The 20,266-nt window shown below is 70.7% G+C and carries 19 protein-coding genes; 7 read left to right on the forward strand and 12 right to left on the reverse strand.

Annotation, left to right across the window (positions count from 1 at the left end; translation table 11 throughout):
- The 4 genes from AB0B64_RS00345 to AB0B64_RS00360 all read right to left on the reverse strand — a co-directional run bounded on the left by AB0B64_RS00345 (window position 1) and on the right by AB0B64_RS00360 (window position 6,872).
- Window positions 1-978, reverse strand: coding sequence for a lantibiotic dehydratase C-terminal domain-containing protein (locus AB0B64_RS00345; protein ID WP_358173382.1), 978 nt, complete (start codon window positions 976-978; stop codon window positions 1-3).
- A complete protein-coding gene (locus AB0B64_RS00350; RefSeq protein WP_358173385.1) occupies window positions 971-3,640 on the reverse strand; it encodes a lantibiotic dehydratase in 2,670 nt (889 codons plus the stop codon). The genes AB0B64_RS00345 and AB0B64_RS00350 overlap by 8 nt, the downstream gene beginning before the upstream one ends.
- A 58-nt stretch (window positions 3,641-3,698) precedes the next feature.
- The gene (locus AB0B64_RS00355) at window positions 3,699-3,887 is read right to left on the reverse strand and encodes a thiomuracin/GE37468 family thiazolyl RiPP peptide (RefSeq protein WP_355448036.1); all 189 of its coding nucleotides are present in this window, start codon (window positions 3,885-3,887) and stop codon (window positions 3,699-3,701) included.
- A gap of 180 nt (window positions 3,888-4,067) precedes the next feature.
- Window positions 4,068-6,872, reverse strand: coding sequence for a BTAD domain-containing putative transcriptional regulator (locus tag AB0B64_RS00360; RefSeq protein WP_357952463.1), 2,805 nt, complete (start codon window positions 6,870-6,872; stop codon window positions 4,068-4,070).
- Window positions 6,873-7,098: 226 nt separating this feature from the next.
- Here AB0B64_RS00360 and AB0B64_RS00365 point away from each other — a divergent pair, with 226 nt between their 5' ends.
- The gene (locus AB0B64_RS00365; RefSeq protein WP_357952462.1) at window positions 7,099-7,614 is read left to right on the forward strand and encodes a hypothetical protein; all 516 of its coding nucleotides are present in this window, start codon (window positions 7,099-7,101) and stop codon (window positions 7,612-7,614) included.
- A gap of 74 nt (window positions 7,615-7,688) precedes the next feature.
- The gene (locus AB0B64_RS00370; RefSeq protein ID WP_357952460.1) at window positions 7,689-8,723 is read left to right on the forward strand and encodes a LacI family DNA-binding transcriptional regulator; all 1,035 of its coding nucleotides are present in this window, start codon (window positions 7,689-7,691) and stop codon (window positions 8,721-8,723) included.
- 21 nt (window positions 8,724-8,744) lie between these two features.
- Here AB0B64_RS00370 and AB0B64_RS00375 read toward each other — a convergent pair whose 3' ends face one another.
- The 5 genes from AB0B64_RS00375 to AB0B64_RS00395 form a co-directional block, all read right to left on the reverse strand.
- Window positions 8,745-9,350 (reverse strand): bifunctional 4-hydroxy-2-oxoglutarate aldolase/2-dehydro-3-deoxy-phosphogluconate aldolase, encoded by a 606-nt coding sequence (locus AB0B64_RS00375; RefSeq protein WP_358173388.1) that lies wholly within the window; start codon window positions 9,348-9,350, stop codon window positions 8,745-8,747.
- Window positions 9,337-10,098, reverse strand: coding sequence for an IclR family transcriptional regulator (locus tag AB0B64_RS00380; RefSeq protein WP_358173391.1), 762 nt, complete (start codon window positions 10,096-10,098; stop codon window positions 9,337-9,339). Before AB0B64_RS00380 ends, AB0B64_RS00375 begins: the two co-directional genes overlap by 14 nt.
- Complete coding sequence (locus AB0B64_RS00385) at window positions 10,070-11,041, reverse strand: sugar kinase (protein ID WP_358173394.1); 972 nt, start codon at window positions 11,039-11,041, stop codon at window positions 10,070-10,072. The genes AB0B64_RS00380 and AB0B64_RS00385 overlap by 29 nt, the downstream gene beginning before the upstream one ends.
- 7 nt (window positions 11,042-11,048) lie before the next feature.
- On the reverse strand, window positions 11,049-11,231 hold the full coding sequence (locus AB0B64_RS00390; RefSeq protein ID WP_358173397.1) for an alcohol dehydrogenase catalytic domain-containing protein: 183 nt from the start codon (window positions 11,229-11,231) through the stop codon (window positions 11,049-11,051).
- 156 nt (window positions 11,232-11,387) lie between these two features.
- A complete protein-coding gene (locus AB0B64_RS00395; protein WP_358173400.1) occupies window positions 11,388-12,224 on the reverse strand; it encodes an NAD(P)H-binding protein in 837 nt (278 codons plus the stop codon).
- A gap of 82 nt (window positions 12,225-12,306) precedes the next feature.
- Here AB0B64_RS00395 and AB0B64_RS00400 point away from each other — a divergent pair, with 82 nt between their 5' ends.
- From AB0B64_RS00400 to AB0B64_RS00410, 3 genes are all read left to right on the forward strand, one after another.
- The gene (locus tag AB0B64_RS00400) at window positions 12,307-13,248 is read left to right on the forward strand and encodes an AraC family transcriptional regulator (RefSeq protein WP_358173403.1); all 942 of its coding nucleotides are present in this window, start codon (window positions 12,307-12,309) and stop codon (window positions 13,246-13,248) included.
- 183 nt (window positions 13,249-13,431) lie between these two features.
- Window positions 13,432-14,403: an alpha/beta hydrolase gene (locus AB0B64_RS00405; RefSeq protein ID WP_358173406.1), complete on the forward strand. Its 972-nt coding sequence runs from the start codon at window positions 13,432-13,434 to the stop codon at window positions 14,401-14,403.
- 120 nt (window positions 14,404-14,523) lie between these two features.
- Complete coding sequence (locus AB0B64_RS00410) at window positions 14,524-15,555, forward strand: hypothetical protein (RefSeq protein ID WP_357952452.1); 1,032 nt, start codon at window positions 14,524-14,526, stop codon at window positions 15,553-15,555.
- Between the two features lie 90 nt (window positions 15,556-15,645).
- Here AB0B64_RS00410 and AB0B64_RS00415 read toward each other — a convergent pair whose 3' ends face one another.
- Together AB0B64_RS00415 and AB0B64_RS00420 are read right to left on the reverse strand one after the other, a co-directional pair.
- Window positions 15,646-16,305, reverse strand: a complete 660-nt coding sequence (locus AB0B64_RS00415) for a response regulator transcription factor (RefSeq protein ID WP_358173408.1) — start codon at window positions 16,303-16,305, stop codon at window positions 15,646-15,648.
- Window positions 16,278-17,546 (reverse strand): sensor domain-containing protein, encoded by a 1,269-nt coding sequence (locus AB0B64_RS00420; RefSeq protein ID WP_357952450.1) that lies wholly within the window; start codon window positions 17,544-17,546, stop codon window positions 16,278-16,280. The genes AB0B64_RS00415 and AB0B64_RS00420 overlap by 28 nt, the downstream gene beginning before the upstream one ends.
- Window positions 17,547-17,678: 132 nt before the next feature.
- Here AB0B64_RS00420 and AB0B64_RS00425 point away from each other — a divergent pair, with 132 nt between their 5' ends.
- Window positions 17,679-18,317, forward strand: coding sequence for a methyltransferase domain-containing protein (locus AB0B64_RS00425; RefSeq protein ID WP_357952449.1), 639 nt, complete (start codon window positions 17,679-17,681; stop codon window positions 18,315-18,317).
- Window positions 18,310-18,957 carry a VTT domain-containing protein gene (locus AB0B64_RS00430; protein ID WP_358173411.1) on the forward strand — a complete coding sequence of 216 codons (648 nt, stop codon included), beginning with the start codon at window positions 18,310-18,312 and terminating at the stop codon, window positions 18,955-18,957. Before AB0B64_RS00425 ends, AB0B64_RS00430 begins: the two co-directional genes overlap by 8 nt.
- A gap of 15 nt (window positions 18,958-18,972) precedes the next feature.
- Here the strand turns inward: AB0B64_RS00430 and AB0B64_RS00435 are convergent, their stop codons facing one another.
- Entirely contained in the window at window positions 18,973-20,244 is a 1,272-nt protein-coding gene (locus AB0B64_RS00435) for an alpha/beta hydrolase (protein WP_358173413.1), read from the reverse strand.
- Window positions 20,245-20,266 lie beyond the last annotated feature (22 nt).

Raw genomic sequence — 20,266 nt, forward strand, 5'->3', positions numbered from 1 at the left:
CTATCTCCCCTCCCCCGCGAGCACGGCCACCGCGTCCGCGCACAGCAGCCGGACGGCCCCCTCTTCCTGTACGGTCACACCCAGCCGGTTGCAGACCAGGTGGGCGCAGATGTCGAGAACGGTGAGGACCTGCCGCGTCTTGACCGCGCCCGCCCCCTCCCAGCCTCGGGGCGGCGGCTCGAACCGGCCGGCGGCGGCCTCGGCGGCCAGCGCGTCACGGAGCGTGGACACCGATCGGGCCCACTCCGCCAGGGAACCCGGCCCGGAGACGTGCTCCAGGTGCGTGGCGAGCCCTCTCATCCGGCGAGCGAGGCCGATGACGCGATCACGCTGACGCCCCGTCGGTTGCGCGGTCGGTTGCACGAGATCGGCGGTCATGTCGCCGCGCCGGTCCTGGTCGACGCTGACCCACGGCGCCAGCCGGACCACATCCCGCTCACCGCAGAACCAGGTGAGCAGAATCATCGCGGCTCCCGCCGTGGTGCGGTCCGCCGGCCGCAGGCCGTCGCGCAGCAGGCCGAGGGCGATGCGGCTGGACTCCGCGAAGTGCCGCTCCACCGCCTCCATCGAGGCCCCGGTGCCGTAGCGGTCGTGCTCACGCCGGTACGGGATGAACGCCACGGAATTGTTCGGGAAGAGCCGCTCGGTATGGCCGGGAAGTCCCTCCCACTGCGCCAGGGCTTCGCCTATGCCGGCATAGTCCCGCTGGCTCATGGAGCGACCCGCCGGATTCTCGGCGAGATACTTCTCGAACCGCTCCGCGATGACCCGTTCCACCTCGGCCCGGTGCGCGGGGTCGGCAGGCAGCGCACGGAAGCGCAGATGCGGTCCCCCGTCCCAGTACCTCAGGAAGAACGTGGCCTCCGCGAGCCCGCTCCCGGCCAGCTCGGCGATCAGCGGACCGGCCGCGTTCGTCAGCAGCGGGTCCAGGTTCTCGTGATAGAAGACGTGGGCGCTCACCCAGTCCGATTCATGCATGCCGGCCGTCCTGGTCAGAGATCTCGATGAGAAATTCGGTGACGCTGGGGTCATCGGGGTCCGGCCCCAGCGCGTCCTCGAAGTCGGGCAGCACCTCGTCGAAGATCACCATCGGCCCCGAACTCGCCAGCATCTTCTCGAAGGCCGTGACCAGGAACCAGTTGGCGAAGTCGACGTAGACGGGCTTGCGGGACTTGTCGAAAATCCACTGCGTCCAGTCCCCCGTCCCCTCGCCCGCGCCCCCGTCCGGGCGGGCGAAGCGGACGAAGGATCGCACCGGGATGTCGTGCTCGTGCAGCCAGGACGCCAGGCGCAGCAGATAGGCGGCGTCGGTCTCGCCCTTGGCCCGTTCCGGAAGCGTCTCCTTCGGCACGATCCAGCGGGCGCGCTGGATCACCACGCCGCCGATCTCCACGCGGGGATAGGCCACCAACGACGAGGGAAGGTCCAGATCGGCCGGATCCGCCAGCAGCGGAATGCTGGGATGTACGTAGTGCGTCTCTCCCGAGACCTGGATCAGCAGGCGAGCCGCCGGTGGGAGCAGCAGGTCGGACATCATGCCCAGATGCAGTGCGGACAGATCGGCGCCCAGCCGCTCCGAGACCACCTTGAGCAGGCCATTGCGCGGATCGAGGACCATCCCGAGGTCTCCCAGCGGGATGCGCTCCTCCGTGGGACGGCTGCTGACCGCGAACGGATAGTCGATCTCGTACGCCACGTGCGGCACGCGTCTGTTCAACGCCGAGGCGGCCACTCCGCCCAGTTCGGCGAGCACCCGGCCACTCGGCCGGTGCTCCGTGGCCCGGCTCTCGCCCGTGGCCTCCGCCATCAGGGCCAGCACCCGGCTCCGTCCACGGCCGTAACCGGTGTGCGCGGCGTTGAGCACCAAGCCGATCCCGCCGTGGCCGGGGACGACCTGCACATAGCAGGCGAGGGAGCGCGGCGGGACCACCCATGACGGCCAGTCGTCCGCCAGTTTCCTGATCAGCTCCGCGGGGACGCTCACGACACCGTCCCGCTCCGGCTGGGCGAGCACCGCCTGACGGGCCTCCCGCTGGATCGCGGCCAGCTCCCGCAGCCGCGGGAGCGGGCTCTCGGACAGCGCGCCGCCCGCCCCCATGGACGGGCCCATCAGCCGGGCGACCTCGCGCGCCGCGTCGCTCGGCTCGGCGGACTCGCCGTCCTGGGCGAGCACCTCCTGGAGCGCTCGGTGCAGGACGAGGAGGGGCACGTGGGCATCCGGGCCGAAGCGCTCGGAAAAGTAGGCGCCGAGGGCGATCCGGAACGGCAGCGTCAGGTCGAAGGCGCCCAGCCAGCGCCGTACCACGTCCAGATCCTCCAGAGCCGGACGCCATGCCGCCGACCCGGCCTCCGCCACCGAACCCGTGAAGACGGCGTTCTCGCGGAAGGTGTGCCGGCCCTGCCCGTCGAGCGCGGCCGGCTCGAAGCCGAGCGGTTCCGCCAGGTCGGTGAGCGCGGCTTCCAGTTCGTGCTGCCGCTTCCAATGCCCCTCGACATCGTCCACGACCACGGGCAGCCGCGCCTGCCGGCGTACCCGCCGCAACGCCTGGACGACGTCCGCGAACTCGGCTCCCCCATGGTCGGCGACCCATTCGGCCAGGTCGCCCAGCGGATCGGCCGACTGGTCGGCGACGGGGTGCTGCTCCTCCAGGAGCCCGGCCCGCACCAACGCCTGGAGGAACGCCTCGACCGGGGACTCGTCGGTGGCGCCGCCCGCCAGGCGGGAGCGGAGCTCGGCCAGCGTGGATCCCGGTCGGCGCGCCGCCAGGTTCAGGCATGCCTCGACCGCGGCGGTGGCCGGCAGGGTCACGATGGGTTCCTCGGCGGAGCGCCCGATGAAGCTGACGGTTCCGTCCCGGAAGGTCGCGCTCGGGTTGACCCGCAGGGCCAGGTGCCGGGCCAGGCGGGGATCGCGGGTGAGCGTCTCGCCGATCCGCTGGAGGAGGAAGGTGTGGATCTCGAGCACTCCATGGACCTCGGCGGGGGTGAACCGTACGGGTGACTCACCGTCCGCCCACGTCCCCGTGCCACTGGCCATGAAGGTGCCGTACGGGCTCGTCTTGGCGGCCGCTCTCGCCAGGTACTTCGCCAGGCGGGCCATGGACTGCCTGCGCGGTCGCCGCCGCGGGTCCGCCAGCCACTTGGCCAGCTCGCCGAACAGGGCCGGGCTGGCCTGGGACAGTGCCCGGCGGAAGCCCGGATGACCGGCCACGTCACGCAGGACGAGCTCCTTCTCCCGCAGTTCGGCGGCGAACACGTCGTCGAGCGCGCGTCGCCCCTCATCCAGGCGGTGCCTGGTGACGATCCAGGATTCGATCGCGTCGCCGATGTCGGCGGGGACGAGCGCGGCGACACGCGCGTTCCATTCGGTGTCGCGGGGCAGTCGTCGCTGGTGCAGCGCCCGGCGCAGGCCGACCAGAGCCGGCTTGGCCGTGCCGGGATCCAGCGCTCCGATCAGGGGATACAGTGCCTCCGCCAACGCCTCGCCGTCGCGCCGTAACGTGGCCGCCTGCCGGGCCAGCTCTTCCGCCCGGCCGTACGCGCTGTCCAGGCGCAGTCGCGACAACGCCGCCACAGGCACACCCGCGACCCGCACCACGACAGACGACTCCACGTGGGCGCCGCTCGTTAAGATCACCATTTCCTCCGGAAGCGCCAGAGCCGGGCCGCCCGCGCCACGCCGACGGCCCGGCCGGGAGTCAGCTGCTGCTCGAGCTCGTCGACGACGTCGAGGTGCTGCAGACGCTCGGGCAGAGGACGGACGCGCCGTTCTCCGCCATCCCGTGGCCCGCGGTCAGCGACTCGATGGCGAGGCCGCTGTCGGCGAGGTCGAAAACGTCCATCGGCAGGTTCTTGAGGTCGAAGTCGAGCTTCTGGGAAACGCTCATTCTCTTTTCAGCCTTTCTCGGGAGAAAATCGCAGTACCCATAGCCGCGAATAATCCGCCAGGAAAACATGCGGCTAATGGCTTCCGACAGAAGGCTAATCCCGACGCACGGAGAACCGCCTTTCGCCGACCTGTCACCGACCTGTCGGCGCGCTGAAACGCTCCTTGGAAAGGGCCGCTCTCACCCGGTGGACGCGAGAACGGCCTCGATGTCGTGGGCTCGCGGGTCGGCCAGCCCGGTCATCAGGTCGAGCGCCGTCCGCAGGATGCCGCGGGCCAGCACGTCGTGGCCTGCCCCGTTGAGCGCGTGGCCGAGATCGGCGAGGGTGATCGCCTCCCAGCGCTGGTTCCTCGTACGGCGGAACAGGTCGATGGACTGACGGAAGGCGTGGACGGCCTCGCGGGTGTCGCCCGTCATGACGTAGGCGCGGCCCAGGTGGCGCAGGCACATCGCGTCGGAGGTGTACTCCCTGAGCCGCAGGTTGATCCGGTGTGCCTGCTTGAACGCCTTGACCGCGCATCGGTAATGGCCCGCCACGGTCTGCGCGATTCCGATGTTATCCAGGGCCAGGGCGATGCCACGGGGATATTCGTTGCGCACGTGCAGATCCAGCGCGCGCATCAAATGCCGCTGGGCTTTTTCGTATTCTCCGGCCTCGCCATATGTCATGCCGAGATTGCACAGCGCCATGGCCTCGCCGTACGGGCTCTTGCTCCGCTTGAAATGAATGAGCGCCTCGCGGAAATGCCGCTCCGCCAGATCGACGTCACCTCTGTCGGAGTAGATGCAGCCCACGGAGTTGAGGGTGTAGGCCTCGCCGATGGGCTCGCTCGCGGCCCGAGCCGCGCGTACCGCCGACTTCAGGCTGTCCAGGCCGTCGGACCACGGGATGCGCGCGTCGTAGAAGCTGGTCATGGCCATGGTCGTACGCCATGAGTAGTGCGCCCACCCGTTCGTGGCCGCCCACGACATCACCGCCCGGAGGGAGTCGTACTCCAGCTCCAGCCAGGCCATCGCCTCGTCGGCGTCGGCGAACGCGAGCGGGCGCCGGCGCGGCCGCAGCGGCGCGAGGAAGTCGCGGCGGCGGTACGGCACCAGGTGCCGGTCGGCGCTCACGGCGGCGAAGAGGTAGTGATCGAGGAATCGCCGTACGGCGGCCTGCCGCTCGCCGGGCGGCATGTGCAACCGCGCCTGATCGACGGCGTACAGCCGGATCAGGTCATGCAGCTGGTAGCGGCAGGGGCGGCGCTGTTCGACCAGATGGGCCGCCACGAGCTGGTCCAGGCCCCGCTTGACCTCGGCGGGCGGAAGGTCGACCAGCGCCTCGACCGTCTCCAGCGCGATGTCGCTGGCGGGGTGCAGGCCCAGCGCCTGAAACGTGGCGGCCGCCGCCGGGCTGAGCGCTCCGTAGGACCAGGACAGAACGGCGCGCAGGTCGATGTTCGGATCGTTCTCGCCGGTTCCCAGGTTGTCGAGGCGGGCCTTCTCGTCCGCCAGCCCGTCGACGACCTCGGCGAGCGTGGCGGCGCGCTGCGCGCGTTCGGCGATGATGGCCAGCGCGAGGGGCAGATGGTCACACAGCTCGACCAGCCGGGAGGCCGCCGCGGGCTCCCGGGCGACCCGCGAGGGGCCGACGGCCGCCGCCAGCAGCTCGACGGCCTGGGATTCCGGCATCGCGCCCAGCGTGACGCGGTGCGCGCCGTCCCGGATCGACAAAGACCGTAGCTGGTCGCGGCTGGTCACGATGACCAGGCCGCTGGCGCCCGGCAGGAGCGGGCGCACCTGGTCGGCGTTGCGGGCGTTGTCCAGCAGGATGAGCGCGTGCCGGTCGGCGAGGATGGTACGCAGTAACGCGCACCGCTCGTCCACGTCGACGGGGATGGCGTCGCTCTCCACGCCGAGACCGCGCAGCAGGCTCTCCGCCGCGGCGGCCGGGGTCATCGGCTCGCTCGGCCCGTAGCCGCGCAGGTTGAGGTAGAGCTGGGCGTCGGGGTAGTCATGGGCGACCCGGTGGGCCCAGTGCGCGGCCAGCGTCGTCTTGCCGGTCCCCGGAGCGCCGTCGATGGTCACGATGATCGGGGCGTTCGCGCCTCCCCCGCTCCGGCCCGATGCCGCCACGCCTGAGGGCAGCCGGTCCAGTGCCGCCAGTTCCTCCTCCCGGCCGGTGAAGCGGGCGATGCCGTGGGGCAGCTGCCGAGGGCTCGGCGTCCTTCGCCGGACGGCCGTGCCGACCGGGTGGTCGTCGGTGTCGCCCAGGAGCACCGTCTGGTGCAGCTGGACCAGTTCTTCGCTCGGGTCCAGGCCGAGCTCCTCGCGCAGCACCGTGCGTACGCGCTGGTAGGCGCTCAACGCCTCCGCCCGCCTGCCGCTGCGGTGCAGCACGGTGATCAGGCGCGTCCACAGCGGCTCGCGGGTCGGGTAACGCTTGGTCAGCTCCGTCAGCTCGGCGATGAGGCGCCCCGGCGGCTCGCTGGCCAGCTCCAGGTCGATCCGGCGTTCGGTGGCGCCGAACCACTCCTCGGTCAGGAGTGGTATCACCTCGTGTTCCAGCCAGGGCCCGCTGGCGTTGCCGAAGGGCTGACCGCGCCACAACCGCAGCGACTCGCGTAACAGGGCCATCTCCTCCTGCGCGGAGCCGGCGTCGTCGGCGCGGCGCACGAGGCCGCGGAATCGGTGCAGGTCCACCGCGTCGGGCTCGACCTGGAGCTGGTAGCCGTCCGGCTCGGTCTGGATGAGGTCCGCCCCGATCAGCCGCCGCAGCCTGGTGACATAGGTGTGCACCGCGCCGCGCGGCCAGCCCGGCCCCTCGCCCGGCCAGAGCCGCTCGGCGAGTGTAGACGTCGAGACCGACTGGCCGACCGACAGCAGCAGCGACGCGAGGACCGTCCGCAGCTGCCCGACGGGCACCGCCACCGCGCCCTGACCGACCCGCACCTCCCAAGGCCCCAGGACGCCGAAGCTGACATCGCCGCCATGTGCTTCCACAGCCGTTCCGGATGACGCGCCTGCCAATGCCTGACCTCCCACGGGGACGAGCTACGTTTGCCGAGGCATGGATGGTGGATAAACGGCAGTTGTGCGCCACGAGGCCGCGAAGCCGCCGCCCTATCAATCTAAGCTACGAAGGGCGCAGATGCGCTTAAACATCTGTTGAAGCATCGCGAGCGCTTATGATGTGGGTGTTGTGGCCGGTGCGCCCATGAGGAGGTTCGTGAGCGGCGAACGCCTGGAAGAGATCGTCGAGCGGTTCGAGATCACGCACCCGTTCGACATCGTGGAGTTCACCCACCAGGTGGCCCGGGCCCGGGAGCGCCGCATCGAGCTCAGGCCCGTCGACACCGCCGCGGACGGCCCCAGCGGCATGTGGCTGGCCACCGACACGGTCGACTACATCTGCTATGAGCAGCGGACCAGCCGCTCCCATCAGGAGCACATCATCCTGCACGAACTGGGCCACATGCTGTGCGAGCACGCTTCGGCGCCGATCGCCCCCGACGACCTGCTGCGCATCCTGCTGCCGACGCTGGACCCGGCCATGGTCCGCTCGGTGCTCGGCCGGACGACATACTCCGAGCCGCAGGAACACGAGGCCGAGCGGTTCGCGATGCTGGTGCTGCGACACGCCGGCCGTCTTCCCACGATGCGCAGGCCACCGCTCTCGGCCGAGGCGGCCGGGATCCATGACCGCATCCAGGCGGCACTGGCCCCGCGCACCAGGCCATCCTGACGTCCGCAGGACTTGGCGAGAAGGGATACCCCATGGTCGCGCCCGAGCGACGACGACGAGTGACCATTTCCGACGTGGCGAAACACGCCGGGGTCTCCAAGGCGGCGGTCTCGAAGGTCATCCGCAACGACTACGGGGTCAGCGAGGCCATGCGCGACCGCGTCCAGCGGGCCATCGAGGAGCTGGGCTACCGGCCCCAGGCCGCCGCGCGAGCGCTGCGCGGACGGGCGTACACCATCGGCGTGCTCCTGCGGCACATCGGGATCCCGTTCTACGCCGAGATCATGACCGGCCTGGTGGAGCACCTCGCGGAGTCCGGCTATCAGGCGATCATGATCCAGGGCGGCACCGAGGACAAGACCGAGGAACGAGCGATCGACGCCCTGATAGATCGGCAGGTGGACGGCATCCTCATGATCGCCCCGCTCGCCAGGCGCACCCGGCTGGAGCAGGTCGCCCGCGACATCCCCACCGTGGTGCTCGGCAGGCACGACCGGTCGCCGGCGTACGACTCGATCGTCGATGACGACCGGACCGGCTCCGAGCTCGTCATGGAGCACCTGATCGCACTCGGCCACCGGCGCATCGGGCACATCACCTTCCAGCAGGACCAGCGGCAGCCCGCCGACCAGGTGCCGCACATCAGGGCCGAGAGCTACGAGCGCGTGATGCGCGATCACGGCCTGGCCGAGGAGATCGCCGTGGTCGCGACCTCATATTCCGAGGAGGGCGGCCATCGCGGCGCCTACGAGTTGCTGAGCCGGTCGCCACGCCCCACCGCGATCTTCGCGGGCTCCGACGAGGCGGCTCTCGGCGTCCTGGCCGCCCTCCATGAGGTCGCTCTCTCTGTCCCCGGCGACGTCTCCGTCGCCGGCTACGACAACACCCGGCTGGCCGCCCACCCCAACATCGCGCTGACCACGGTCGATCAGGACGGAGCGGTCATGGGCCGGACGGCGGGACGACTGCTGCTGGAACGCATCGAAGGCCGCACGGCGGCGGTGCACTTCTCCGTCACGCCGACCTTGGTCGTCCGCCGCTCCACCGCGCCTCCCGGCGGCCCGGCCCAGGACTCGGCATCCGCATCCGGTCATGGGTCAAGCCCCTAGAGGCTGGGAGAAGTACGGCGGTCAACCATCCGTCACCTTGCGCAGCCGTTCCAGGGCGTCCGGGTCGTTCAGCGCCGAGCCCAGGGCGACACCCCGGCATCCGGCCGCCAGGAAAGCGGCGGCATTGGACGCGTCGATGCCCCCCGTCGCGACGAAGCTGACTCCGGGGAACGGCGCGAGCTGCGCCTTGATCCAATCGGCGCCGAGCTGCGCCGCGGGGAACGCCTTCAGCCACGTGAAGCCGCGGGCCAGCGCGGCGGCGATCTCCGTGGAGGTGGCCACACCCGGCAGGTGCGGCAGTCCGAGCCGCAGCGATTCCGTCGCGACCTCGGGATGCAGCCCTGGCGCGACCGTGAAGGCGACGCCCAGCTCGCTGACGGCCGCCAACTGCTCGGCCGTGGTCACCGTGCCCGCGCCGACGCTCTTTCCGTTGGCCCTGGCCGCGTCCAGCGCCGCGCGCAGCGACGGGTAGGCGTCGGCCGTCTGCACAGGCACCTCGATGAGCTCGATGCCGGTCTCCCAGGCGCGCTCGCACATCCGCACGGTGGCCTCGGGGTCGAGGTTGCGGAAGATGCCGAGGACCGGGTTGCGGTCGAGGTGGCTGCCGAAGAACTCAGCGGCGTCCATGGTCATCTCCTGTCCAGCCCAGAGTCTTGGAGATCTCGTGGGCCGCTTGGCGGAAGTCGTCGATGTGCGCACGTAGCTGCCCCAGCGGCGCGACCGCGCGCAGGGCGGTGATGGAGATGCCGTGGATGACTTTGCCGCGGGCGTCGAACAGCGGCAGGGCCACGCAGTTGATGTAGTCCTCGTGCTCGCCGTCGTCCTCGGCCCAGCCCCGCTCCCTGGTGAGCGCGAGGTCGGCTTCGAAGGCGGCGGCGTCGGTGATGGTCGTGGGGGTGAAGCGGGTGAAGGCGGCGTGTTCCAGGACGCGGGCGCGGGTCCTGTCGTCCTGGTAGGCGAGGATGACCTTGGCGACGGCCGCGGTGTGCGCCTGGGCGGGCAGCCCGATGCGCGAGCCCATGGCCACGCTGCCCCGGCCGTCGATCTTGTCGACGTACACGACCTGGTCTCCGGCCAGCTCTCCGAGGTGGACCGTGTGGCCGTAGCGCTCGCTCAGCTCATTCAGGATCGGGTGCGCGAGCGAGCGGGCCTCGACCTGGTCGAGGGCCAGCTGGCCGAGCGCGATGAGCTGGAAGCCCATGCCGTACATGCCGCCGGGGACGCGCCGCACGAAACCGCCCTCCTCCAGCGTCTGCAGCAGCCGCAGCGCGGTCGACTTGTGCACGCCGAGATGCTCGGCGATCTCACCGAGCGTGCGATGTCGTACGGAGACGAACCCGATGATGTCAATGGCACGAGCGACGGTCTGCGACATGGTGGTGCCCTCCTCCTGCTTCTGCGAGCAGCGAGACGACCTCGTCAGCGGGGGGAAGATCGGCCAGGTCGGCCGGGGACATCAGCACCCGGGAGGCCGCGTAGTGCCCCAGGCGCAGCCGCGTGACCTCGTCGCGGCCGTCCAGGAAGCCGCTCAGCCACCCGGCCGCGAACGCGTCACCCGCGCCGACCGCGTCGATGACCTCGACCGGCAGGGACGGCGCCCGGTGCACCCCTGTCGGGGTGAAGCCGACCGCCTCGATCGCGGCGTCCTTGACGATCAGGTACGTGGGCCCGTCGAGCAGCGCACGCACGCTTTCGGCGTCCGTGGTGCCCCACAGGGCCGCCGCCTCGTCGCGGCCGACGAAGACGATGTCGGCCCGCTGCGCCAGCTCCAGCAGCACCGACGCGGCGTCGGCGCCGTCCCACAGGCGCGGCCGGTGGTTGACATCGAAGCTCACCACGGACGGCCGCAGCGGCCGATCGAACACGATGTGCCGGGTCAGCTCCAGGCACTGCGGGGAGATCGCCGCGGTGATGCCGGAGATGTGCGTCACCCTCGCCGGCCACGCGGCCCAGCCCGCGACGTCGGCGGCGGTCATGACCGAGGCGGCCGAGCCACGCCGGTAGTAGTAGACGGCGGTGCCCGAGGCGGTCGGGTCCTTGAAGTACACGGCGGTGGGCCGCTCGTCGTCGCGGTGGACGAGGCCGACGTCCACGCCGCGGGCGCGGAGCGAGTCGACCACGAGGTCGCCGAGCGGATCGCGGCCGACCGCGCCGGCCCAGGCCGTGGTGTGGCCGAGCTGGGCGAGCAGCGCGGCGACGTTGGACTCCGCGCCGCCGGGGCGCAGGATGAAGCTGCTGTCCGCGTCGAGGCGGCCGCCGGCGGTCGGGGTGACCATCACCATGGTCTCGCCGATCGCGAGCACGTCTGCGGGTCTCATCGGCCGCTCATCCCTCGCAGGCGTCGGGGCTCAGCATGCGCGCCAGCTCCTGGCCGCGCAGGATCGCCAGATCAGACCCGCAGATGCCCACTCTCGACACCCTGACGAGCACCTGACCGCTCGCGATCTCCGGAGCCGGAACCTCTTCCTGGGCGAGCCGATCCACCCCCGCCCATGTGACTACCCGCATCGACCCTCCATGTTGCATTATCTGCAATGACTATGCTGCATTTGCAATATAGTCGACGCTTCCGCTTTCCTCGAAGGTGTGGAAGATGGAGATCATCCGGGTCGAAGCGCGGCACATGGCGCTGTGCGCCGTCCGAGGGTCCGGTCAGGCGCTCGATCAGTTCCAGTGGCCGGCCGCGGCGGTTTCGGTGACGTAGTCCTCGAAGGGCCTGGGCCGACGACCGAGAGCTCGTTCCACATCGTCGGAGACCTCAGCGCCCCGGCCGTCGCGGATGGCGACCAGGACGCCGGCGAGCAGCCGCGCGACCTCGGGCGGAACGCCGACGGAGACCTGACGCTCGACGAAGACTTCGGGCGCGACGTCGACGTACCGGACCGTGCGCCCGGCTGCCTTGCCGATCAGGTCCGCCGCCTCACCGAAGCCGATCGCCCGCGGGCCGGTCAGCTGGTAGATGCGGCCATTGTGGCGGTCTTCCGTCAGCGCCGCCGCGGCGACCGCGGCGATGTCCTCGGCGTCGATGAACGGAACGCGCCCGTCGCCGGTGGGCAGGGCCAGGGTGCCCGCCATGACCCCTGGCAGCCAGGGACCTTCGCTGAAGTTCTGCGCGAACCAGTCCGGCCGCAGGATGGTCCAGTTCACACCGGAGCCGCGCACCGCCTGCTCGGCCGCTTTGAGGGGATGATCGTCGATCTGGTCGACGCCGGAGGCGGTCAGCAGCACCAGCCGCCGTACACCGGCGGCGACCGCTTCGGACACGAACCTGGGGATGCGCTCCCGGCCCTCGGCGCCGGTCTGCAGGCTGGGCTCCATGACGTAGGCCGCGGTGACGCCGTCGAGCGCGGGTGCCCAGGTCGCCGGGTCGCCCAGGTCGAGGCGCATGTCACCGGTGGCGCGTGACGCTGTGCGTACCGGCTGGCCGGCGGCCCGGAGGCGCTGGGCGATGCGGCGGCCGGTCTTCCCGTTGCCGCCGCCCAAGATGAGGATGTTCGTCATGTGCCTAGCGAACTCCAGGGAGGCCAAGACGGTCCATGGGAGAAAGTCCGCGATACCTTTGTGATCGTCTACGGTGGGCCCCATGGACGTCCTGAGCGATCTGCTGCATCGGGCCCGCGCCGGCAACGCGACGATCAGGCAGCTGATCCAGCGGCCACCGTGGTCGCTGACCTTCGCCGACGCTCCTCCGCTCACGATCGTGGCCACGCTCGGCGGTCACGCGTCGGTCCGCCTCGACGAGGCCGATGCCGCACCGGCGCTCCTGTCCGCGGGCGACCTCGCCCTCATCAGCGGCACCGGTCGTCACACGATCGCCGACGACCCGTCCACCCCGCCCCAGGTCATGCTGTACCAGGGCAGGAAACACCTTCTCGACGGGAGCGAAGTGCCGCCTGGGGCCCAGCGGAGGCTGGCTCCCCGCACCTACGGCGACGGTCTGCCCGGGGCCACGACCATGATCCGGGGCGGTTACGACCTCTATGGCGACGTGGGCGACCGCCTGCTGACCATGCTCCCGCCGCTCGCGGTCATCCCCGCCGGTCCCCGTACCCGGGCGGCGCTGGATCTGCTCGCCGCCGAGATCGCCCGCGAGGAACCCGGCCAGGACGCCGTCCTGGGCCGGCTGCTGGATCTGGTGCTCGTACTGGCGCTGCGGGCCTGGTGCGCCACACCACAGGCGGCATCCCCCGCCTGGTATCGGGCGCTGACCGTGCCCGCCATCGGCGACGCGCTGCGCCTGCTCCACGAGGATCCCGCGCACCGGTGGACGGTCGCCGGGCTGGCCGCCAAGGTCGGCATGTCCCGCGCCGCCTTCGCCGCCCGCTTCACCGACCTGGTCGGCGAACCTCCGCTCACCTATCTCACCGGCTGGCGGATGACCTTGGGGTCGGACCTGCTCCGCGACACCGACATGAGCATCGCCGCAGTGGCTCGTGCGGTCGGGTACGAGGACCCGTTCGCCTTCAGCGTGGCCTTCAAGCGCGCCCGCGGCGTCAGCCCGTCTCTCTGGCGCCGAGCGCATTGATCCCGAATCGACACGGGCACGGTATCCCGAGCGGCTTTGCCGAAGCGGCAACACGATTCGCGGTGGCCTCACGGTCTCCCGGATGATTCCCGTGAAAGCCGCCGGCCGGGGAGGACCGAAAGTCTTGGAAGATCGATGGTGCGACCCGCTTCGGACACGGAGCTCACAAGCCTTGGAGGATCGATGACGGAGCTTACACATCGGCTGGTCATGACGCGCGCCGGCCGCATCCATCTGGTGGAGCAGGGCTCCGGGCCGCTGGTGCTCTTGGTGCACGGCTTCCCTGAGTCCTGGTATTCATGGCGCCACCAGCTGTCGGCGCTGGCCGCGGCCGGCTACCGGGCTGTCGCGATCGATGTTCGAGGCTATGGCCGCTCCTCCAAGCCTGCGGACATAGCCGCGTACCGGATGCTCGACCTGGCCGAGGACAACGTCGACGTGGTGCACGCCCTGGGCGAGCGGACGGCGGTGATCGTGGGCCACGACTGGGGCGCGCCCATCGCCGCCAACTCCGCCCTGGTCAGGCCGGACGTCTTCCGCGCGGTCGGGCTGCTCAGCGTGCCGTACACCCCGCGCGGCGGGCCGCGGCCCAGCGAGATGTTCGCGCGCATGGGCGGGGAAGAGGAGTTCTATGTCAGCTACTTCCAGGCGCCCGGCCGGGCCGAGGCGGAGATCGAGCCCGACGTCCGCGGCTGGCTCGCCGGCCTCTACGCCGCCCTGTCCGCCGACACCATGCCGCCCGCTGACGCCCCCCATCCGCTTCTCGTCTCCCGGGGCGGGACGCTGCGCGAGCGCTTCCCCACCGATCGGCTGCCCGCCTGGCTCAGTGAGGACGACCTCGACGTCTACGCCGCGGAGTTCGAACGGACCGGCATGAGCGGGGCGCTCAACCGCTACCGGAACATGGACCGGGACTGGGAAGACCTCGCCGGCTTCGACGGCGCCCCCATCACCCAGCCGTCCCTGTTCATCGGCGGCGCGCTGGACGCCTCCACCGCCACCTGGCTGGCCGGCGCCATCAAGGCGTTCCCGGCGACCCTGCCGGGCCTGCTCTCCTCACACATCCTCGACGGCTGCGGCCACTGGGTTCAGCAGGAACGCCCTGCGGAGGTCAACGAGATCCTGACCGGCTGGCTCGCCGGTCTGCCGGCCTGAAGCCGCAGACCGGGAGTTCCAACAATCGTGACTTTCGGCTATGAACATAAGTCAAACAGTGAGGTACCGGAGGGCCGCATAGGCAAGAATCGGCAAAGACCGTATTAGAGGAGGTTCTCCGTGCGCGCAGTTCTCACCGCCGTGCTCGCGACGCTCACCATGTTGGCCACCGTGGCCAGTTCGGCCAGCGCCGCACCATCCCAGTCATCCTTGCCCGGCGGGAAGGCCAACTTTGTGGTCTCGCAGGGCTTCCTGCGCGCCGGGTCCACCCAGAACTGGGTGCGTCTGGGAACGTACCAGTTCAAGTCCGGCGGCACCGTCAGCGCGAACACCTACCTCTGGTGGCAGCGCAACCCCGAGGGCAGGCAGAAAACCGGTGTCGTCCCGGATTCGAGCTGCGCGACCAAGGCGGGCGGCTCCAGCACCCGCGTACGCGCCTGCGACGTGCTGACCGCCGCCGGCTTCACCGGCGCCCCGGACGAATCCCGCACGGGAACGTACACCTTGACCGGCGACGTGCTGAGCATCAGGTGGAAGATCGCCCAGACCTGGACCGAGAAGTGGCGCGTGAAGCTGTCGCCTGACGGCAAGCTCGCCCAGCTGCAGTTCGCCGGCGGCAGCCTGGCCACCAACGGGTACGGCTACGGGAGCAACGCCTCGCTCACCACCCGCCGCGCGATGAGCTCCGTGCGAGCCTTCTCCGGAACACTCAAGCAGGACCTGGTCTCCTGGGCGGGCAACCGCATCGTGAAGTCGGACGGCCAGGTCTTCAAGCAGTCCTCCTTCCGCAACTGCGCCACGACGACCTGGTGCCTGACATACCTGCAGCCGTCGTCGCCGGGCGCCTGCCAGAAGTCCGGCGGCTGCCCCAACGTCGGCGGCGGCACCAAGGCGAACGTCAGCTCCATCCAGTACTACCTCGTCAAAGTCTCCAACCGCGATCGCCGCGACACCCTGTGGCACTGGTGCACTTGCCTGGCCATGGAAGCCAAGCAGTTCTGCTACTCGGGCAACTCCCACATCAAACCGCTTGAGCAGATCATCGACGACAGCGGCGCCTTCCGCGGCTGGGTGGGCGCCGAGGCGTCCTTCTACTCCGGGGTCAGGACCAAGGACATGATGGCCGTGTTCCGCGTCTCCGACTTCCGCTGACGCGGGCGCGCTGGCGGCGTTCGGCCCTCGCACAGGGTCAGCGCCGCCGGCGGGCCGCCGGGTCGGTGGCCGCCACGTCGAGTGGCGGCATCAGCCTCGTAGGTAGGTGACGACCGCGAGTACGCGGCGATGGTCATCTTCGGCCGGGGGCAGGTCGAGCTTGGTGAGGATATTGCCGATGTGCTTGCCCACGGCGGCCTCCGAGATGACCAGCTCCCGGGCGATCGCGGTGTTGGACCGCCCTTCGGCCATCAGGGCGAGCACCTCTCGTTCTCTCGGGCTGAGGCGCTCAAGCGGGCCGCGACGCCGCCGCAGCAGTTGCCTGACCACCTCCGGGTCCACGACGGTGCCGCCCGCCGCGACGGCGTGCAGGGCGTCGAAGAACTCCTCGATGTCGCCGATGCGGTCCTTGAGCAGGTAGCCGACCCCGGTGCCGTCTCCGGAGTCGAGCAGCTCGGAGGCGTAGGTCTGCTCGACGTACTGGCTGAGCACCAGGATGGCGAGGCTCGGGTCGGCGGTGCGCAGCGCGACGGCGGCGCGTAACCCCTCCTCGGAGAAACCTGGAGGCATCCGTACATCCGTCACGACGATGTCAGGCCGGTGCTCGGCGACGGCCGTGATCAAGGCGTCGGCGTCTCCGACGGAGGCGGCCACCTTGTGGCCGAACCGGGCCAGCAGCCCGGACAGCCCCTCGCGCAGCAGCACGGCGTCTTCGGCGACGACTATCTTGAGGGAACGTGCGACGCGCAAGGGATCTCCACCCGTAACAGGGTCGGGCCCCCGGTGGGGCTGGACAGCATCAGTCTGCCGTCGACCACGGAGACGCGGTCGGCCAGGCCCGCCAGCCCCGTACCGGCCGAGGCGTCGGCGCCGCCCACGCCGTCGTCCCGGATCTCCACCGTGAGCCGCCCGCCCTCGAACCGCCCGTCGACCGTGGCCCGCCGGGCCTCGCTGTGCTTGGCGACGTTGGCCAGCGCCTCGCAGACGACGAAGTAGGCGATCGACTCCACGGGCCCCGGCAGGCGCTCGGAGAACGCGACGGAGACCTCCACGGGCACCGGAGAGCGGTCGGCCACGTCCGCCAGCGCGGCGGGCAGACCTCGGTCGGTGAGGATGCGCGGGTGGATGCCCCTGATCAGGTCGCGGATCTCGGCCAGTGCCAGCTTCGCCTGCTTGTGCGCCTCGTCGACGAGCTCGGCGGCCTCCTCGCCGTCCGACATCTTCGCCAGGCCGAGCGTCATCGTCAACGACACGAGCCGCTGCTGAGCCCCGTCGTGCAGATCCCGCTCGATGCGCCGCCGCTCGGCCTCGAATGCCTCCACCAGGCGGGTACGGGAACGGGTGAGCTCGGCCAGTTGCTCGTCGTCTCGAGGAGTGAGGAGAAAACGGGCCAGCATGGCGTGGGCCAGCGCCAGCGCCGTCAGGGGATAGATGGTCAGGACCAGCACGACGACGCCCAGCACCGCCACGAGGAACGCCTGGGGATAGCCCTCGACGTGCCACAGCTTGAGCACGTTGATCGCACCCGTTTCACCGACGGCGAGCGGCGTGCAGATCATCACGACGGGCACCACCAGCCCGTAGAGCACGATGGCGAACTCGACCGGCCACAGCACCACGGCCAGGAGCCCGGTGTAGGCCAGCTCCCTCCAGGTGGCCTGCTCCCTGAAACGCAACTCCAGCCACGCGCGCGGGCCGGGCCGGGCGGGCACGCGATGGGGAGTGGTGACCGGCTCCCCGTCGATGATCCGCAGGCGCCTGCGCTCCAGCGCGGCCACCGGTACGCCACCGAACCCGAGCGCCAGCACCACGGGGATGCCGATCAGCACCAGGTTCAGCACGGAACCGGTGACCAGCAAGCCCAGGCACAGCGCGAGCACGATCACGCCGACGCCCACCCCCGTGACGAGGTAGGCCATCGCGCGCCATGGCAAGGAGGAGAGGATCAGATCTCTCCGGGCGAGCGCCTGCCAGGCCTGTCGTGGTCGCACTCCCAAAAGATAAGGGGGTGGCGGGACGCTTCCGATGGGCCCCGCACCACTTCGGAGGTATACCCAGCCCTACCTCGAAGACTAGGCCCTCTCTCCCTGCGCACTCGGCGTCGCCACCGCTGTCATTGCTCCATGAACGAGACAGCTGCCTTGCGGCCGGCAAGAGCTACCAACGGGGCCGCCGACCTGCGGGCCTTCATGTCGGTGGCCGTGCGCAACCAGGGTGTGGTGGGCGCCGTGGCGCCGAGTTCGCCGTCGCTCGCGCGGGCGCTCACGGCGGTGGTGCCGGCCTCGGGGACCCCGGTCGTGGTGGAGCTCGGCCCGGGTACGGGGTCGATCAGCGAGGCCATCCGGCGCAGGCTGCCGCCCGGCGCACGCCAGCTCGCGATCGACGTCGAGCCCTCAATGGTCGCCCACCTGCGCCGCGCCAAGCCATGGCTGGAGGTGATCCACGGCGACGCGGTGGAGCTGGGCGCCCTTCTGGCGGCGGCCGGCGTGACGCGGGTCGACGCGGTGGTCAGCACGCTCCCGTGGTCACTGTTCCCGGGTCACCGCCAGGCGCGCATCCTGCACGAGATCGGTCGCGTGCTGGCTCCGGGCGCCGCCTTCACCACGGTGACCTACCTGTACGCCATGCCGCTCCCGAGGTCCAGGGCGTTCCGGCGGCGGCTCCGGTCCGCCTTCGAGGAGGTCTTGACCACCGGGCCGGTCTGGCGCAACCTCCCGCCCGGATTGACGTACGTGTGCCGGCGGCCGGTCCTCGATGTCTGAGCTGCTGGGGCAGCTTTCACCGCCGCTGGTGCTCATCGTCGGCTGGCTGCTCATCGTGGCTGAGGCCGGCCTGCTGATCGGGGTCTTCCTTCCGGGGACGAGCGTGCTCGTGGCCCTCGGCTATCTCTCTCATCTGGGTGTGGTGCCGCTGGGCACGACGGTCGCGGTGGCGGCGTTCGCGGCGATCACCGGTACGCAACTGTCCTTCCTCATGGGACGGCGCCGCGCCTTAGGACGGGAGCGCGCCCTAGGAGGGCGGCGCATCTTGGGAAGGCGGCGCAACGGCCTGGCCCCAAGGCGGCTTGACGCTCTGGCGGGATTCTGGGAGCACGGCCGCCGCCTGCTGGTGCGGCGTGGGGTCTGGGCCGTCCTGGCCGGTCAATGGCTGGGCAGCGCCCGCACGCTGGTTCCCCGTCTCGCGGGATGGTCCGGCATGTCGTACCGGGCCTTCGCATGCGCGAGTCTGCCGGCCGCCGCAGCGTGGGCGGCGACGCTCGTGAGCCTGAGCCGCTTCCTGGCTCCGGAGGTCATCCACCGCATCACCGGCCATCTCGCACTCGCCGGCCCGTCGGCGGTCGCCCTGCTGCTGCTCGTCTTCTGGCTGAGACACCGCAGGCAGGCTCGCCACGAAGGCCGGTAACGCCGCCGCGCCCGGTCAGCGGGGTGGGTCGGCCGAGTCGTGGGCGGGCAGGGGCAGGGGCCGGTCGGTGAGGAAGGCCTGGAGAAGCCTGGTGTAGGCGGCGGGCTGGTCGCCCGCGATGGCGTGTCCCGCCCCCGCGATGGGCACGAGCGTCGAGCCAGGCAGCGTACGCCGATACTCGTACGTGCTCTCCCAGGGAATGAAGTCGCAGCTACCACGCATGATCAGCGCCTTCGTCCCGATCCGCCGAAGCTTGGGCCGGGGGTCGGGGACCTGGCGGAAGTCGTCGCTGGTGACCTGGTTGACGTAGAAGCCCTGGCGGTTGTGATGGGGCTCGCGTGAGGGAGTGCCGGGGCACGAGCCGGTGTCCTTGCTCACCAGAGCGAGCTCGTGGAAGCGCTCGTCCGCCTCCCGATCGCCGAGCAGGGCGTGCGCGGCCTCGGGGTTGATGCCCAGCAGGAGGAACGTGGTGAGCATCCGGGGTGATTCGGTCAGTTCGTCGTGGCGTTCCCGCTGCGCCGGAGTGAGCAGCTGCGAGAGATCGCGGTCGGGGTTCGCGCCCGGCCAGAGCGTGCCCGGCGAGGTGAAGACCACCTTGGCGACGTTACCGGGATGAGCGGCCAGGTATTGGGCCGCGAGCGACCCGCCCCACGACTGGCCGACGATGATGACCTTGTCCGCGCCGATGACGCGGCGGATCGCTTCGAGATCGGCGACGTGCCGGGCGACGGTGTAGCCCGTGACGTCGTCCAGCCTGGTGGAGCGTCCCGCGCCGACCTGGTCGTAGGCGTACACGTCGAAACCCGCCGCGGCCAGGGCCTCGCCGCCCACCGGTATCCCCTCTCCTGGCGTACCTGGGCCGCCGTGGAGGAAGATCACTGGTGTCGGGCGGGGCTTGCCGGCCGCGGCGGCGTGGACGTACGCGATCCTGGACCCGGTCGGCAGATCCCAGAAACGGACGCCTCCGGGAGCCGGGGCGGTGCTCGGGACCGGGCCTGGCCGGAAGACGGTGGCCGCCGCGAGCCCGGCGATGACGGCCGTCAAGCCGATGGCGGCCGGCAGCGCGACCATCCGGCTCCGGCGCACGCCGAGCAGCTTGAACGCCGGAGCGGCGAGCAGGAAACCGGTGCCGGCCATCGTCACCAGCCCAGCGGCCGCAAGTATCGGGATATGTGCGCTTATGGCGGCGGTGGCGAGGAAGCTGGCGGCCCCGGCGGGCGGCGCCACCACAAGAGCGGCCAAGAGGAGAGCGCCTCCGAGGAGGCGGCGCGGAAAGGTTCGTGCCATGGAGATCACGCTAGGAGCGGGA

This window comes from Nonomuraea sp. NPDC049129 (assembly GCF_040648495.1).
Lineage (GTDB): Bacteria > Actinomycetota > Actinomycetes > Streptosporangiales > Streptosporangiaceae > Nonomuraea.